Source organism: Bradyrhizobium nivariense (assembly GCF_029846695.2).
Classification (GTDB): Bacteria; Pseudomonadota; Alphaproteobacteria; order Rhizobiales; family Xanthobacteraceae; genus Bradyrhizobium.
On record NZ_JARWCR020000001.1, the window covers coordinates 33,040 to 47,648 of the forward strand.

The 14,609-nt window shown below is 62.1% G+C and carries 14 protein-coding genes; 7 read left to right on the top strand and 7 right to left on the bottom strand.

From position 1 onward, the window contains the following. The first annotated feature begins 22 nt into the window (after positions 1–22). Positions 23–940, top strand: a complete 918-nt coding sequence (locus QCM77_RS00165) for an NADP-dependent oxidoreductase (protein WP_279681338.1) — start codon at positions 23–25, stop codon at positions 938–940. Between the two features lie 172 nt (positions 941–1,112). Here QCM77_RS00165 and QCM77_RS00170 read toward each other — a convergent pair whose 3' ends face one another. Genes QCM77_RS00170 through QCM77_RS00180 form a run of 3 tightly spaced genes read right to left on the bottom strand, consistent with a single transcriptional unit; the run spans position 1,113 to position 5,346 of the window. Continuing rightward, positions 1,113–1,550: a ribbon-helix-helix domain-containing protein gene (locus QCM77_RS00170; protein WP_279666780.1), complete on the bottom strand. Its 438-nt coding sequence runs from the start codon at positions 1,548–1,550 to the stop codon at positions 1,113–1,115. Positions 1,551–1,556: 6 nt separating this feature from the next. After that, positions 1,557–3,545, bottom strand: coding sequence for a conjugal transfer protein TraG (locus tag QCM77_RS00175; protein WP_279681340.1), 1,989 nt, complete (start codon positions 3,543–3,545; stop codon positions 1,557–1,559). Between the two features lie 37 nt (positions 3,546–3,582). After that, positions 3,583–5,346, bottom strand: coding sequence for a relaxase/mobilization nuclease domain-containing protein (locus QCM77_RS00180; RefSeq protein ID WP_279666777.1), 1,764 nt, complete (start codon positions 5,344–5,346; stop codon positions 3,583–3,585). Positions 5,347–5,628: 282 nt separating this feature from the next. Here QCM77_RS00180 and tnpA (QCM77_RS00185) point away from each other — a divergent pair, with 282 nt between their 5' ends. From tnpA (QCM77_RS00185) to tnpC (QCM77_RS00210), 6 genes are all read left to right on the top strand, one after another. Further along, positions 5,629–6,504 carry an IS66 family insertion sequence element accessory protein TnpA gene (gene tnpA, locus QCM77_RS00185; RefSeq protein WP_279666776.1) on the top strand — a complete coding sequence of 292 codons (876 nt, stop codon included), beginning with the start codon at positions 5,629–5,631 and terminating at the stop codon, positions 6,502–6,504. A gap of 50 nt (positions 6,505–6,554) precedes the next feature. Beyond that, positions 6,555–6,854: an IS66 family insertion sequence element accessory protein TnpB gene (gene tnpB, locus QCM77_RS00190; protein ID WP_279681342.1), complete on the top strand. Its 300-nt coding sequence runs from the start codon at positions 6,555–6,557 to the stop codon at positions 6,852–6,854. A 69-nt stretch (positions 6,855–6,923) separates the two neighbouring features. Further along, positions 6,924–8,453 (top strand): IS66 family transposase, encoded by a 1,530-nt coding sequence (gene tnpC, locus QCM77_RS00195; protein ID WP_279681344.1) that lies wholly within the window; start codon positions 6,924–6,926, stop codon positions 8,451–8,453. Positions 8,454–8,548: 95 nt separating this feature from the next. Further along, the gene (tnpA, locus tag QCM77_RS00200; protein ID WP_279666770.1) at positions 8,549–9,436 is read left to right on the top strand and encodes an IS66 family insertion sequence element accessory protein TnpA; all 888 of its coding nucleotides are present in this window, start codon (positions 8,549–8,551) and stop codon (positions 9,434–9,436) included. Then, positions 9,430–9,783: an IS66 family insertion sequence element accessory protein TnpB gene (tnpB, locus tag QCM77_RS00205; protein ID WP_279666768.1), complete on the top strand. Its 354-nt coding sequence runs from the start codon at positions 9,430–9,432 to the stop codon at positions 9,781–9,783. Before tnpA (QCM77_RS00200) ends, tnpB (QCM77_RS00205) begins: the two co-directional genes overlap by 7 nt. A 69-nt stretch (positions 9,784–9,852) precedes the next feature. Further along, positions 9,853–11,382 (top strand): IS66 family transposase, encoded by a 1,530-nt coding sequence (gene tnpC / locus QCM77_RS00210; RefSeq protein ID WP_462804274.1) that lies wholly within the window; start codon positions 9,853–9,855, stop codon positions 11,380–11,382. Positions 11,383–11,622: 240 nt separating this feature from the next. Here the strand turns inward: tnpC (QCM77_RS00210) and QCM77_RS00215 are convergent, their stop codons facing one another. The 4 genes from QCM77_RS00215 to QCM77_RS00230 form a co-directional block, all read right to left on the bottom strand. Next, a complete protein-coding gene (locus QCM77_RS00215; RefSeq protein WP_462676362.1) occupies positions 11,623–12,453 on the bottom strand; it encodes a lytic transglycosylase domain-containing protein in 831 nt (276 codons plus the stop codon). A 2-nt stretch (positions 12,454–12,455) separates the two neighbouring features. Further along, positions 12,456–12,965, bottom strand: coding sequence for a S26 family signal peptidase (locus QCM77_RS00220; RefSeq protein WP_279666764.1), 510 nt, complete (start codon positions 12,963–12,965; stop codon positions 12,456–12,458). Then, a complete protein-coding gene (locus tag QCM77_RS00225) occupies positions 12,962–13,426 on the bottom strand; it encodes a DUF2840 domain-containing protein (RefSeq protein ID WP_279681346.1) in 465 nt (154 codons plus the stop codon). The genes QCM77_RS00220 and QCM77_RS00225 overlap by 4 nt, the downstream gene beginning before the upstream one ends. A gap of 292 nt (positions 13,427–13,718) precedes the next feature. Beyond that, the gene (locus QCM77_RS00230) at positions 13,719–14,600 is read right to left on the bottom strand and encodes a replication initiator protein A (RefSeq protein WP_279666760.1); all 882 of its coding nucleotides are present in this window, start codon (positions 14,598–14,600) and stop codon (positions 13,719–13,721) included. Between the last annotated feature and the right edge of the window lie 9 nt (positions 14,601–14,609).

A 14,609-nucleotide genomic window follows, 5' to 3' on the forward strand; every position in this document is an offset into this window, starting at 1 on the left:
ATCACACATACAGGAGTCGAAGATGAAAGCGATTATTGTGACGGATCAGGCTGCCGGATTTGGCGGGATGAAGCTGGTGGATCGGCCCGAACCTCAACCAGCGATCAACGACGTCATCGTAGCGGTTCACGCATCGGGATTCGTTCCGACGGAATTGGAGTGGCCCTCGACGTGGACCGATCGTCGCGAGCAGAACAGAACTCCTTCGATCCCTGGACACGAATTCGCCGGCATAGTCACGGCGCTTGGCTACGGCACGACGGGACTGTCGGTGGGACAGCGCGTATTCGGCCTTGCCGATTGGTACCGCGATGGCTCGCTCGCTGAATATGTTGCCATCGAGGCGCGCAATCTCGCGCCATTGCCGGGTGACGTCGATTTCAAGGTAGGCGCGAGCCTGCCGATCTCGGGCTTAACTGCGTGGCAGGGCCTTTTCCAGCACGGCCGTCTTCAGGCAGGCCAGAGCGTGCTTGCGCATGGTGCCGCGGGCGCGGTCGGCTCTATGGTGATTCAACTCGCACGAGAGGCTGGCGCCTATGTCATCGGGACAGGACGCGCAGCCGACCGGCAGAAAGCGCTCGACTTCGGCGCGAATGAATTCGTCGACCTGGAGAACGACGCGCTCAAAGATGTCGGCGGCGTGAATCTTGTATTCGACGTCATCGGCGGCGACATCCAGAAGCAGTCTGCAGCCATTATTAGGGCCGGAGGGACGCTGGTAACGGTCGTCGGCCCGCCGGAGGCTCGGCCGCTGGACGGTTTGGCCATCGACTTTGTTGTGGAGGCCGATCGCGGTCAATTGACTGAGATCGTCCAGAGGGTGCGAGACGGAAGACTGCGGACAAACATCGGAAAGGTCTCCTCACTCGACGAAGCTGTCGCCACCTTCAACTCGGCGAAGCGACGCCAGGGCAAGACGATCATTCAGGTCCACTCGTGAGAGCTTGGGTAGGACGAGGGATCAGCTGTTCCCAGTGAGTTATCGTTCGCTTCTGGATCGTGGCGAGTGTTTTGCCACGATCCTGGCGATGCGATCATCAGTTAGTTTGGGTCACGAGGAGCCGATCTCGGTCGCGCTGGTAGACTTCCGCTTAGAAACAGAACAAGAAGCGCTACACTCCGCCAGTTTTTTTGTCCTCGGTTTCCTGACGTCGGATGTCTTCTGGAATCTCGCGCAGAAAGCTTTGCCCCTTCTGTAAACGGCGCCCGAGCGCTTCGACAAATCCTTCAAAGCGTTCCCGGCCCTTGAGTTGCGCGGCCGGCTGCGCGTCGTTGGGCAACGGCGGCGTGATCGTCAGCCAAAAGCGTATGAAGAGAGCCAAGGTCTCGGCGGTCAAGCCGACGTCGCGTTCCAACCGCTGCATCTGACGCGACAGCCGGTCCAGGCGACGGGTAAACACCGCCTCCCGTCGGTCGGCACCGTCGGGTGACAGAAATGAAGCAACCGCCGCTTCCACGATCGCAGACCGGGAAAGCTTCTTGCGATCAGCCAGATCCGTGATCTGCTTTAGAAGCTCTGGTGGGAAATACACGTTCATCCGGTCGCGCATGTTGCCTCACAGTTCCATGCCGTCGTTTGGATCAAGCGCGACCTGGCGGGCAGCGCCACGCATCTGCTGACGAATAAGTCGAGACTGGCGGACCGCATCTTCGTCGTCGTCAAGAACGACAGCAAATTCCTCTGCCGGCGTCGGCTCGGTCGTCTCCTTGACGATCGCAACGTGATCGGGAAGTTCGGGCTCACGACGCAGCCCGCTGTTCGCTGTGTCTTCCTCGGCCTCCGCGGCTTTATCAGTTGGACCTCCCGTCGGCTTCGTCGACCCGAGCGCTGACCATCCGTCCGTTCGCGACGACTGGCCGGCGGCCGCAGGATCGGGCGGCGGCAGAACCCGCTCAACCAAACGCGGATCCTCGTAGTAGCGCACCTTCTTCGCCCGGATCGGCGGCGTGCCCGCCACCATGACGATCTCGTCCACCGGCGGAAGCTGCATGACCTCGCCGGGTGTCAAGAGCGGTCTCGCCGTCTCCTGCCGTGAGACCATGAGGTGCCCTAGCCAGGGATTTAATCTGTGACCAGCATAATTCTTCATCGCCCTCATCTCGGTCGCCGTACCGAGCGCATCGGACACGCGCTTCGCGGTCCGCTCGTCATTGGTCGCAAAGCTGACTCGGACGTGGCAGTTATCGAGGATGGCGTTGTTGGGCCCGTAGGCCTTTTCGATCTGGTTGAGAGACTGCGCGATCAAGAAACTCTTGATGCCGTACCCCGCCATGAAAGCGAGGGCGGACTCGAAGAAATCAAGCCGCCCAAGTGCCGGGAACTCGTCGAGCATCATCAGGATCCGATGCCGGCGGTCGCGGGCGTGCAACTCCTCGGTCAAGCGCCGGCCAATCTGGTTCAGCACCAGGCGGATCAGCGGCTTGGTCCGTGAGATATCGGAGGGCGGCACGACGAGGTAGAGCGTCGAAGGACTGGCATCGGAGATCAAGTCCGCGATCCGCCAGTCGCACCGGCAGGTTACCTGGGCCACCACGGGATCGCGGTATAACCCGAGGAACGACATCGCTGTGGATAGGACGCCGGAACGTTCATTATCCGATTTGTTGAGGAGTTCTCTCGCAGTCGAAGCGACCACGGGATGAGCGCCCTGCTCGCCAAGGTGCGCGGTGGTCATCATCGCCTTCAGCGTCGCCTCGATCGGCCGCTTTGGGTCGGACAGAAAGGCGGCGACTCCAGCCAAGGTCTTATCCGCCTCGGCATAGAGAACGTGGAGTATGGCGCCGACCAGGAGCGAATGACTGGTCTTCTCCCAATGGTTCCGCTTATCGAGGGAGCCTTCGGGGTCGACCAGGACGTCGGCGACGTTCTGGACGTCGCGAACCTCCCATTCCCCGCGCCGGACTTCGAGGAGGGGATTGTAGGCTGAGGACTTCGGGTTGGTGGGGTCGAACAACAGGACGCGGCCGTGCCGCGAGCGAAAGCCCGCGGTCAGTTGCCAGTTCTCGCCCTTGATGTCGTGAACGATGGCCGAGCCGGGCCAGGCCAGCAACGAGGGAACGACGAGGCCGACGCCTTTGCCGGACCGGGTGGGCGCAAAGCACAGCACATGCTCCGGTCCGTCGTGCCGAAGGTAGTCGCGGTCGAGCTTGCCGAGCACCACACCATCCGGACCGAGAAGTCCGGCCGCTCGAACCTCTTCTGCATCAGCCCAGCGCGCCGAACCATAGGTCTCAACGTTCTTGGCCTCACGCGCCCGCCACACCGACATGCCGATCGCAACCGCGATCGAAACGAAGGTCCCCGACGCCGCGATGAATGCACCTTCGACAAAGACTTGTGGCGCATAGGCATCGTAGACGAACCACCACCAGAAGAAGACCGGCGGGTAATAGATCTTGAAGCCCAACAGTTCGAACCATGGCGGCCCAAGCTCCGGCTGATACGCGAGCCGCCAGGCCGTCCACTCGGTCGCGCCCCAGATGGCCAGCAAGACGATCAGGCCGACAACGATTACCTGTCCCCAGAGGATTTTGGTTCCGGACATCCCGAAAGTCCTTTGCGCAACTGCATTGGAGAGAATGCTAGAGGCCGAGGTCGCGCTTGCGGCCAAAGCCCCATTCGATGCCGCCGCCGTCCTTCACGACGCCGGTGACGTGCTGGCCGAGCCTCTTCTCGAGCTCGCGCGACCAAGGCACTAGCTGGAAACCGAGCCCGTTATCGATCACGGCAAAACGCCCCGAGACGAGCGTCAGCCGCTGGCGATACGTACCTGCCACATGCTCGCCGGGAGCCGCCTTCACGTGAGGCAGGCCGGTGTCGGCCGAGACTTTTGCAGCCACCTCGTCCAGTTCACGTCGGCGCAACGTGTTCAGGAGATCGCGTTGCAAGATGATGCGTTGGCCCTGCCGCCGCGCCAGACCTTCCTGAACCAGATGCTCAGTACGGGCTTCCATTGCGTCGCGGGTCTCGCGGCCGAATCCGCCCATGGCGAGCGGCATGGAGTCGCGTTCGACCAGCCTGTGGTCGAGCCAAGTCGCTCCTTTAGCCGTGACCTGCCCACGGAGATCGAGATCGGAACGGGTTGCGAGGACCAAGGTGGGGTGCGCTTCCCCGGCTTGCCCGAAGCGTCGGACTTCGACGATTCCGCCGATCGGCGGTGCATGTTCGAAGGCCTCAATCCCTCGGAAGCGGACGTGGTGCGCGCGTCCGTCAGTTCCATCGATCAAGGCGTAAGCCTCACCCGTCAGTTCATTGTGCAACCCCCGATCGACCAGCCGTCCGATGATCTGGGACGTCGGCTGTCCACCTTCGATGACGAAGTCGGCAACGCCGCGCGCTTCTCCACGCTCGGTAAAGGCACGGTGCATGGTCTTGATGATGTCGCCGCGCATCCCAAGGTCGCGCAAGCTGCGCTCGGCCTCGAGCCCGACCATCCACTCCCTTGGTGCGCTGGATGCGGCAAGGCCCATCTTTTCCAGGTGTTGAAGACGACCGACCATCAGGCGCCGGATCTCGGGGTCGGATTTGCCGGATTTCTCGGGGCGAAGGTCGATGTAGCCGGTCTCATCGGCCCCCCGCCGGATCTCCTGATCGAGCCGCGTCCACCGCTCCACCGTTACTTCCCTCTCTAGCGAACTACGGATCTCGTGCTCCGGTTTCGGACCCAGTTCGATGGCGACCAGTTCCTCGGCGCGCGAGCGCAGGCCCTGGCTGATGTAGTCGCGCGAGATGACGAGATCCGCCCCATCCTCCTCTACTCCCCGAACGAGCAGATGGACGTGAGGGTTGTCGGTATTCCAATGATCGACGGCCACCCAGTCGAGCCGCGTCCCCAGATCGCCCTCCATCTGCCGGGCGAGGTCCCGGGTGAAGGCCTTCAGGTCGGTCATGTCGCCGGCTTCCTCTGGCGAGACGATGAATCTAAAATGGTGCCGGTCGTCCTTGCACCGGTCAGCAAAGGCCGCGCTATCGGCGCGGTCGCTGCCGGCATCGAACATCTCGGCCCGCTCACCACTCCGAGTCACGCCATCGCGCCTCAGGTATGAAAGATGGGCCGTCAGCGGCGCCGAGCGGAACGCCCGTCCTTTGTGGCGGACAACGCGCGCTTTCACCAGGACGCGCCGCGTCGGACTGAACAATCGGCTGCGGCTAAACGCGAGCCTGCCGCGGCCAAACGTCGAGCGCCCATAAACCGCCGAACGCTTGCCAGCCGCAGCCTGTCCCGACGTGTGTCCGGCTTTCTTCGCAGCACGTAGCACCTGGTTGATGAAGTTCTTCGGCTTCGGCGCGCGGGTGTTGCGGATGCGCCCAGGCCGAATACGCAGATCGCTGTCGCCTGCGGTCACGGCAGGGCCTCCCAATGAGCAAAAGCGCATGCGGTGCCGAAAACGCCTTTGATTGCATTCGCCAAAATGCAACGCGCGGCACGCGCGCCGACCGACCGGCACGCCGGAACCCAAGCCATGTCAATGGCTTGCGGTTCGACCGGCGAGCCCCTTTTATCTCGCCGTCCTGCAGTCGTGGTGTAAGCGTCCGAGTCCTGCACGTAAGCGTCCGAATCCTGCACGACTTTCCGAGAGTGCGTTGTCGTTCCATATCGGGTTCCTTGCTGCATTGGAGGATCTCCGGTGGGTACGGAATATTTCAAGAACGAGGCGCGCCGTTCTTTTTGGTCGGTGCACGTTGAAGCGTGGCGACGGAGTGGTCTCAGCAAACGCAAATATTGTCGTCAGCATCGCCTCTCCGGCGGCACATTCGATCGCTGGCTGCGGCATCTGATTGACGCCGAAGCCCTGAAAACACGTGCGGAATTGCGTCGAGAGGAACGTCGGGAGCGGCTCCGCAAGAAGCGGCGTCCGGTGTCGACGGACCAGCGTTGCAGAGCCGTGCAAGCGTTCTGGGCGATGCACGTCGAAGCGATGAGATGGTGCGGAATGAACATGCAAGCATATTCCCGGGCACATGGCATATCGCAGCACAGCCTGAGGCGGTGGCGCGATCTGATCGACGCCAATGAAGTGGAAATCGACTGGCGAACGCACCTTCATCCGAGTGCCCGTCCGCCAATAAGCACTAGTGCTAGCAGCGCTGCTAAGGAGTCCGTCGCCGAAACGCGCTTGACAGATGCGCCGACAGCTGATCCGCCGAGCGATGGACTTGCCAACCGACGTCGGTTCAGTGACGAGGAAAAGCTGGAGATCGTGCGCGAGTCCGAACACCCCGGCGCCACCGCCGCCGAGGTTTGCCGGCGCCACGGCATCGTCAGCAGCATGCTGTTTCGGTGGCGGGTACAGTTCGGGTTCGGCAAGCGAGCGCGGGCGAAGTTGGTGGCCGTGCAAGTTACCGGAGCGCACCCGGGAACGCTCGTCCTGAACGATCTGTTGCAGCCGCCCGACGGCATGACGGTTGTCCAACTGGACGACGGGCGACGTGTCTTTGCACCGATGGGCAGCGATCCGGATGCAGTCCGTCGACACGTCAACGAGCAGGAGATAGCACGATGATGATCGTGCCGGCCGGCGTGAAGGTGCATCTGGCCTAGGGATATACCGACATGCGCAAAGGCCTGGACGGGCTCGCTACGCTCGTACAGGAACACCTCAAGAAGGATCCATTCTCCGGCCACCTGTTTGCCTTCCGCGGCAGGAATGCGAGCAGACTGAAAATCCTGTTCTGGGACGGCAATGGACTCTGTCTGTTCACCAAGCGCATCGATCAAGGTGGCTTCATCTGGCCTAGAGTGAGCGATCCAGGTGGCACCGTGACGCTGTCTCCAGCGCAACTTGCAATGCTGATCGAAGGCATCGATTGGCGCACACCCGAACGTCGATGGCGCCCCGCCGCCGCGGGCTGAATCGCAGAAACCCTCATAGAATATAGCGAAGTTGCTTCTTCGAATCAGCGTGTTCGAGTAGAATCGGTCATGCAGCTTGATCTCAACAATCTGCCGTCGGACACGACACTTCTGCATCGCTTGGTGCGCGACATCGCCGCGACAATTGAGCATCGAGACAGCGAGATCGGGCGTCTTCAGGCAATCATCAAACAGCTTCAGCGCGCGCAGTTCGGGCGTCGTTCCGAGCGCCTTGATCCCGACCAACTGGCGCTCACGCTGGAAGATATCAACAGCGATATCGGTCGCATTGAGGAAAGCCGGCCGGTTATTGTATCGGAGCCGCCAGAGGCACCGTCGCGGCGCGCACCGCTGCCCGATCACCTGCCGCGCGAGGACATTCTGCTTGACGTCGATGGTGAGGCCTGCAGCTGCTGCGGTGGCGCGCTGCATTCGATCGGCGAGAGCGTCAGCGAGATGCTGGACTGGGTTCCGGCGCAGCTTCGCGTGGTGCGCATCACTCGTCCGAAGTACGCCTGCCGAGCCTGCAGTAAGGTTGTCCAGGCGCCTGCGCCGGAGCGGCCGATCGCCGGCGGATTGGCGACTCCAACCCTGCTCGCCCACGTGCTGGTCAGCAAGTATTGCGATCACACGCCGCTTTATCGGCAGTCGCAAATCCTCGCCCGGCATGGTGTCGATCTCGGCCGCTCGACGCTGGCCGGATGGGTCGGCGGAGCATGCTGGTGGTTGGAAGTTCTGCACGAGCGATTGTGCAAGAACGTGTTTGCCTCCAACCATCTGTTCGCCGACGACACGCCGATCCCGGTGCTCGATCCGGGAAGAGGACGCACCAAGACCGGACGCCTGTGGGTCTACGCCCGCGAGCAGCGGCCCTGGAGCGGACCTGAACCGCCAGCGGCGGTCTATTTGTTCGCACCCGACCGAAAGGCCGAACGTCCGGTATCTCACCTGGCGGGCTTCAAAGGTGTCCTGCATGTCGACGGCTATACGGGCTTCGAGCAACTGACCAGCAACGGCGACGTCATGCTCGCGGCATGTTGGTCCCATACAAGACGCAAGTTCTACGACGTTGCCGAGGCCACCGGTTCGCCCATAGCGGCGGAAGCGTTGCGCCGGATCGGCGAACTCTATGCCATTGAAGCCCGCGTCCGTGGGCAGTCGTCTGCACATCGGCTCGCTGAGCGGCGCTCCTTCTCCAAGCCGGTGGCGCAGGCCCTGCATACCTGGCTCGAGGCGCAGCTTGCGCGTCTGTCCGGCAGCAGCACGCTTGCGGAAGCGATCCGGTACGCGCTCTCCCGTTGGGAAGGTCTGACGCGCTTCCTGCACGATGGCCGCATTGAACTGGACACCAATCCGGTCGAGCGCGCGATCCGTCCGGTGGCACTCGGCCGGAAGAACCATCTCTTCGCCGGTAGCGACTGTGGAGGCGAACGCTGGGCAGTCGTCTGCTCGTTGATTGAAACCTGCAAGCTCAATGGCGTCGAACCCTATGCTTACCTGCGCGACGTGCTGCAGCGGATGGTCGACGGACATCCCGTCAACCATCTCGACGAACTGCTGCCGTGGGCTTGGAAACAAGAGATTCATGTCAATACCTGACTGACGTGCAACAAACGGACGCTTACTCCTGCACCACTCTTCGATAGTGTGTTCTCGTTCCATTTCGGGTTCTCTGCTGCATTGGAGAATCTCCGGTGGGTCCAAAACATTTCCAGAACAAAGCCAGGCGCGAATGGTGGTCGATTCACATCGAGGCCTGGCAGCGCAGCGGCGTTTCGCGCAAGGCGTATTGTCGTCAGCATCGATTGGACGACGGGACGTTCGCGCGCTGGCTCAAGGCGCTTGCAGGCGAGGAATCTGCACGCAAGCTCGCGGAATATCAGACGGAATTGCGCCGCGAAAAGCGCCGTGAACAGCGAGAAAAAGGGCTGCGACGACGCTTTAGCGTGAGCACGGACGTGCGCAATCGCGCCATGCAAGCGTTCTGGGCGATGCACGTGGAGGCAATGAACTGGAGCGGAATGGGTCTCCGCGCCTACGCCGCCGCAATGCAACTGTCGCCGCATTCGTTGCGCAAATGGCGTGACCGATTGGACGCCGGCGAGGTGGTAATCGACTGGCGTGTACATCTTCATCCCTCCGCCCGTCCTGCCGTTAGCACTAGTGCTAGGAACTCAGCTCCCGAACGCCGCTTGACAGCGGCGGAAATCGGAGATCCGACGGCAGCCCCGGCACCCGTCCGACGCTTCTTCAGCGACGAGGAGAAGTTCGCGATCGCAAAGGAAACCGAGCAGCCGAGCGCCAAGGTCTCTGCCGTTGCCCGCAAGCACGGGATCGTCACCGGGCTACTGTTCCGCTGGCGTGCGCAATTTGGCATCGCCCAAAAGAAACGCTCCAAGCTCGCCCGTGTCGCGATCCCCGACGACGCGCCAGCGGCGCATGTTCTGCGCGGTCTCGTTCGCCCGCCGGAGGGGATGGTGGCCGTCGACATCGCCGACGGGCGTCGCGTCTTTGCTCCAGTCGGCAGCGATCCGGATGCAGTGCGAGCGCAGATCGAAAGCGGAGAAATGGCGCCATGCTGATCGTTCCTGCGGGCGTGAAAGTGCACCTGGCGCTGGGCTACACCGACATGAGAAAGGGCATGGACGGGCTTGCCATGCTGGTACAGGAGACGCTGAAGAAGGACCCGTTCTCGGGTCACCTGTTTGCCTTCCGCGGTAAGAAAGCATCGATGCTGAAGATTCTGTTCTGGGACGGCAATGGGCTTTGCTTGTTCACCAAGCGGATCGACCAGGGCCGATTTGCCTGGCCGATAATGCCGGGTTACGACGGTTCGATCACATTGACACCGGCACAGCTTGCGATGCTGATCGAAGGCATCGACTGGCGCGCACCCGAGCGCGTGTGGAAGCCGGCGCTCGCAGGCTGAATCGCAGAAACCCGCATAGAATATGGCGAAATTTCTTCTTCGAATCAGCGTGTTCGAGTAGAATCGGACATGCAGCTCGATCTCAACAATCTGCCGTCCGATACGGCGCTGTTGCACCGTTTGGTGCGCGAGATGGCTGTTGTCGTCGACAGCCGTGACGGTGAGATCGAGCGCCTCCAACTCATCATCAAGAAGTTGCAGCGAGCGCAGTTCGGGCGTCGCTCCGAACGCCTGGATGCCGATCAACTGGCGCTCACGCTTGAAGACCTCGACGGCGACATTGGCCGCATCCGGGAGAGCCGCCCGATAGTCGTCGCCGAGACCGGCGACGGACGCCCGAAACGCAAACCGCTGCCCGATCATCTGCCGCGCGAGGACGTTGTGCTCGCGATCGCCGCTGATACCTGCGGCTGTTGTGGTGGCGCGCTCCATGCGATCGGCGAAAGCGTCAGCGAGATGCTGGACTGGGTGCCGGCGCAGCTTCGTGTGGTGCGCATCACTCGCCCGAAATACGCCTGCCGCGCCTGCAACGAAGTCGTGCAAGCGGCGGCGCCGGAGCGGCTGATCGCTGGTGGACTGGCCACACCGGCGCTGCTCGCGCAGGTGATGGTCAGTAAATATTGTGATCACACGCCGCTTTATCGGCAGTCGCAGATCTTCGCCCGCCACGGCGTCGATCTCGGATGCTCGACGCTGGCCGGATGGGTTGGCGGCGCATGCTGGTGGCTGGAAGCCCTGCATGAGCGATTGTGCAAAAGCGTGTTCGCCTCCGAACATCTGTTTGCGGACGACACGCCGATCCCGGTGCTCGATCCGGGCCGTGGACGAACGAAAACAGGACGGCTCTGGGTCTATGCTCGCGAACAACGCCCCTGGAATGGACCGGAACCGCCGGCGGCGGTCTATCTGTTCGCGCCGGACCGGAAAGCGGAGCGACCGGTGGCGCATCTCGAACGGTTCAAGGGCGTCCTGCACGTCGATGGTTACGCGGGATTCGAGCGGTTGACCGGCAATGGAGATATCGTGCTCGCCGCCTGCTGGGCGCACACAAGACGCAAGTTCTACGAGGTCGCTGAGGCGACCGGATCGCCGGTGGCGGCTGAGGCGTTGCGCCAGATCGGCGAACTCTATGCCGTCGAAGCGCGCGTGCGCGGGCTGTCGTCCGCTCATCGGCTTGCCGAGCGGCGCTCCTTCTCCAGACCGATCGTGCAAGCGCTGCATACGTGGCTGGAAGCGCAGCTTCCCCGCGTCGCCGGCCGCAGCACGCTTGCCGAGGCGATCGGTTACGCGCTCTCGCGCTGGGAAGGCCTGACGCGCTTCCTGCATGATGGACGCATCGAACTCGACACCAACCCGGTCGAGCGCGCGATCCGCCCGGTGGCGCTCGGTCGCAAGAACCACCTGTTTGCAGGCAGTGACGGCGGTGGTGAGCGTTGGGCGATTATCTGTTCGTTGATCGAAACCTGCAAACTCAACGGCGTCGAACCCTACGCTTATCTCACCGACGTGCTCACGCGCATGGTCGACGGACATCCGATCAACCGTCTCGACGAACTGCTGCCGTGGGTTTGGAAACCAGAGATTCATGTCAAGACCTGACCGACGTGCAAGAACCGGACGCATACGTCGTGGTCTCCCGGTCGCCGGTTCCCGAAAGAGCCGCCGCGACTTGGCAGCCAACTCGCGAAGCCCCCACTGCTTCCGAGCGCTTGCGATAGCGATCGTTACCCGAAGGGCCGAGACACCCGAAGGGTGGCTCGGTGAGGAGCGAAGCGACGAGTAGAGCGCGGGCCGAAGGCATCGCCCATACGCCATCAGCTTGCGAACCCGCACACTTGGTCATTGCGATGCTCCCGAATCCGATCGAGGCATGAACACGCCAATAGGCCGGGGGACCATGGGCGAAACATCGGGCGCCGAGATTGCGGTCGTGACACCGCTCGACGGCACCAGCGTCAGCAACCGATCGCGCGTTTTCATGAGATCGGATCGCGCGACGAATAGCGTCGCAGCTGCTGATGACCGCCCGCTGGAGGTCCACCTCGGCGGCGGTTCGATGGCAAGCAGATTTGCAAGCTTTGCGACGTATGCTCGCGTCTCGTCAGGCAGAGAGCCGCCTGCGAGATGCTCTTCATAGCGAGACGGTCCCGCATTGTACGCAGCAAACGCGCCGGGCGAGCCATAGCGATCGAGCAGTTCGCGCAGATAGGCCGTGCCGGCCAGAATGTTGTCGTGCGGGTCGTAGGGGTCATTCCCGAGATTGTAGCGCTCGCGAAGTTCCGCCCAAGTCGCCGGCATGATTTGCATCAGGCCCATTGCGCCTTTTGGCGATCTGGCGTGCACGTCACCAGCACTCTCGATGCGTTGGACTGATCGGATCCAGTTCGGCGCAATCGCAAAGCGTTGTGAGGCTTCGTTGATGAAACCGGCAAATGCGTGAGCGGTCTGGTTGATCGCCGGTTTGTCGGCTGATCCGCTCTGGGCCAAAGCAGCACTGCCGAACCCGGTCAGAAGAAACATCAGGGGCACGACAGCACAAACGCGCGTGCCCAACCGACCCAAGTACGCGGTCGGGCTCGCGCCAGCTTTGCAGACATCGCTTGAGAACGAGGAATGATCCCGCAATCGATCGAACAAGGGAATGGCGAGGAGAACACGTCGAATACGCACGCTCACTCCTCCCTGGTCCACACCGGCAGCGCGCGGCCGATCACGCTAGATGCCGGAAGAAACCCAAAATACCGGCCATCAAGAGAGTCGTCCGACTGCCAGTTCATCAGAAACAGCTCGCCGTCGCCGACGACGCGGCAGCCCTGCCATTTCGGCAGCGGCCTGCCTCGTCTGTCGTGATCCTTCGCCTCACCCACCGCCACGTCGTCGACCGAAATCGTGAGGCCGGTTCTGCAAACACTCTGCCCCGGAAGTGCGAGCACGCGCTTCAGCATGGGGACGCCAATGGGCAAATAGCCGTTAAGGTCGAGGAAGGTCGCGAGCGGCTCCGGCGGCTGCACGGCGACCAATTCAGTGACCTGGAATTGGTCCGCCGGTCGGAGGCGGTAGAGACCGATCGGCACGCTCGCGGATGCGTTCCAGATGTAGAGCGGAAGCGGCTCCAAGACGATCGTCGCGACGAGCGCAGCAGCGACCCCAATCGTCGCGGCCAGCATCATGAGGCGTGTCATCGCATCACCTTTTGGCGATGAAGCCAGGCCCGATGGCGCGCTTTCGTATAGGGGCGCGGGTTTTCGTTGACGGACAGACGGTTATGAACGTGATGCCAATGATCGGGCGCAACGTCGGCCGGATCGATGCCGAGCGCCTCAACGGCGTCGGTCATCTGCAGCACGCGCTCGACCTTCGGCCAGCCTGACAGGCGCAGCAGAATCTCTCCGCCGGGTGTCACGTAAGGGACGGTCGAGCAACGCTGTCCAGGCGCGACCGCGCGCAGGATGTCGATCCGAGAAATGATCGTTCCAAAGTCGTTGGAGGTCCAACGGACGAACGCAAAGATGCTGCCGGGTGCAAATGACAGAACACGGCGATGACGATCAAGCTTCTGTTCCTTGACGATGCGACCGAACCGAATGCGGTTTTCGATGCGCTTCTCGAGCCACAGGACTTCCACTTCGGTGAGGTCACTCATGCCGCGGCTCCTTGATGCTGGAGCTGAGAGACGTGAGCTTTGCGCTCGGCGAAGTACGTATGCGGCTGGTGTAGGCAAGTACGACTCGCGGCCCGCGCTCGCCAATCAGCCCCAATGCGGCGGCTTTCGGCCTGTTCCGTTAGAAGAAATCCGAAGGATTTCCGGTTAGTAAAGTTAGAGCGGCTAGAAAGCGCGGAGAAACAAGCCCTTAAGCTCGATTTCGGTCCCCGATAGCACGAGGATCGGGTCCCCGATAGCACGAGGGTTGCGGTCCCCGATAGCACGAGCTGATTCACAGGTTGTCCTCCGAATTTGGAATGAGACCGCGGCGGCGCAAGCGTGCCGTTAAGGGATCAACAGGCGTAGGTGCGAAGTTCAGTCGCTCGGTGCCGTCAGGATCGCGCGTGAGCGCGAGCTGATAGCCGGGCAATGTCTGGCGCTGGACGATCTGGCGGACGTCGTAAGCAAAGTGCTTGAGCGGCGAGATGATGCCGGACTTGGCATGGAGGTGCACAAGGTCAAAGCTCCAGCCGCCGTCCTGCCGGCCACCGTGCTTGCGCACGAGCCTGTAGAGCCACCGCTCAAGCCCGCCCGTGAGGTCGAAATAGGCGCGGTCGATCGTCAGAACGAGTGCGTCATCGATGACGCCGGCATAGAACCAATCCGGCAGGATCAGCTCGAGCCCAAATGGACGACCATTTGCATCGGCCGTCTCCTTCCACTCGTTGATCCAGGAGAAGCGATGCCGCCGGCGCTCTGCCGGCTGACGGATCGAGGTCAGCACGGTCGTTGACTGAAGTCTGTCGAGACCCGCCTTGAGGCGATCATAATCTCGCGCGCTGGTGCCGCGGCCGACAAACGTCAGAATTTCGTAAGGCGTTGCAGCCATCAGGCGCGAGGTCTTCAGGCCGGCGTCACGTGCTTCGACGATCTGGGAAGCAGCCCAGATCAGAACGTCTGCATCCCAGATGGTTGCCATGCCGTGCTCCGCCACGGCTTCGACCCGAATTGCGATCGCGCCGGCACGGAAATCGATCGGTACAATCCGCTTCGTTTTTGCAAGCGAGAAGAACGGGTAAGCCATCAGATCCTGCGCATCGCGTGGCGCGAGATCCCCGGGGACCGCCCGAAAGAGCTCCAGCTGGTCGCGCTCGGAATGTTGTTTGCGTCGCATGGTCACTGC

What these genes read in the sequence shown, in the direction of transcription:
- QCM77_RS00175 (WP_279681340.1), bottom strand. Translation starts at nt 3,545, where the DNA reads ATGTCCGGAACCAAAATCCTCTGGGGACAGGTAATCGTTGTCGGCCTG.
- tnpC (WP_462804274.1), top strand. Translation starts at nt 9,853, where the DNA reads ATGCAGCTCGATCTCAACAATCTGCCGTCCGATACGGCGCTGTTGCAC.
- tnpB (WP_279666768.1), top strand. Translation starts at nt 9,430, where the DNA reads ATGCTGATCGTTCCTGCGGGCGTGAAAGTGCACCTGGCGCTGGGCTAC.
- QCM77_RS00220 (WP_279666764.1), bottom strand. Translation starts at nt 12,965, where the DNA reads ATGACACGCCTCATGATGCTGGCCGCGACGATTGGGGTCGCTGCTGCG.
- QCM77_RS00225 (WP_279681346.1), bottom strand. Translation starts at nt 13,426, where the DNA reads ATGAGTGACCTCACCGAAGTGGAAGTCCTGTGGCTCGAGAAGCGCATC.
- tnpC (WP_279681344.1), top strand. Translation starts at nt 6,924, where the DNA reads ATGCAGCTTGATCTCAACAATCTGCCGTCGGACACGACACTTCTGCAT.
- tnpB (WP_279681342.1), top strand. Translation starts at nt 6,555, where the DNA reads ATGCGCAAAGGCCTGGACGGGCTCGCTACGCTCGTACAGGAACACCTC.
- QCM77_RS00230 (WP_279666760.1), bottom strand. Translation starts at nt 14,600, where the DNA reads ATGCGACGCAAACAACATTCCGAGCGCGACCAGCTGGAGCTCTTTCGG.
- QCM77_RS00170 (WP_279666780.1), bottom strand. Translation starts at nt 1,550, where the DNA reads ATGCGCGACCGGATGAACGTGTATTTCCCACCAGAGCTTCTAAAGCAG.
- QCM77_RS00165 (WP_279681338.1), top strand. Translation starts at nt 23, where the DNA reads ATGAAAGCGATTATTGTGACGGATCAGGCTGCCGGATTTGGCGGGATG.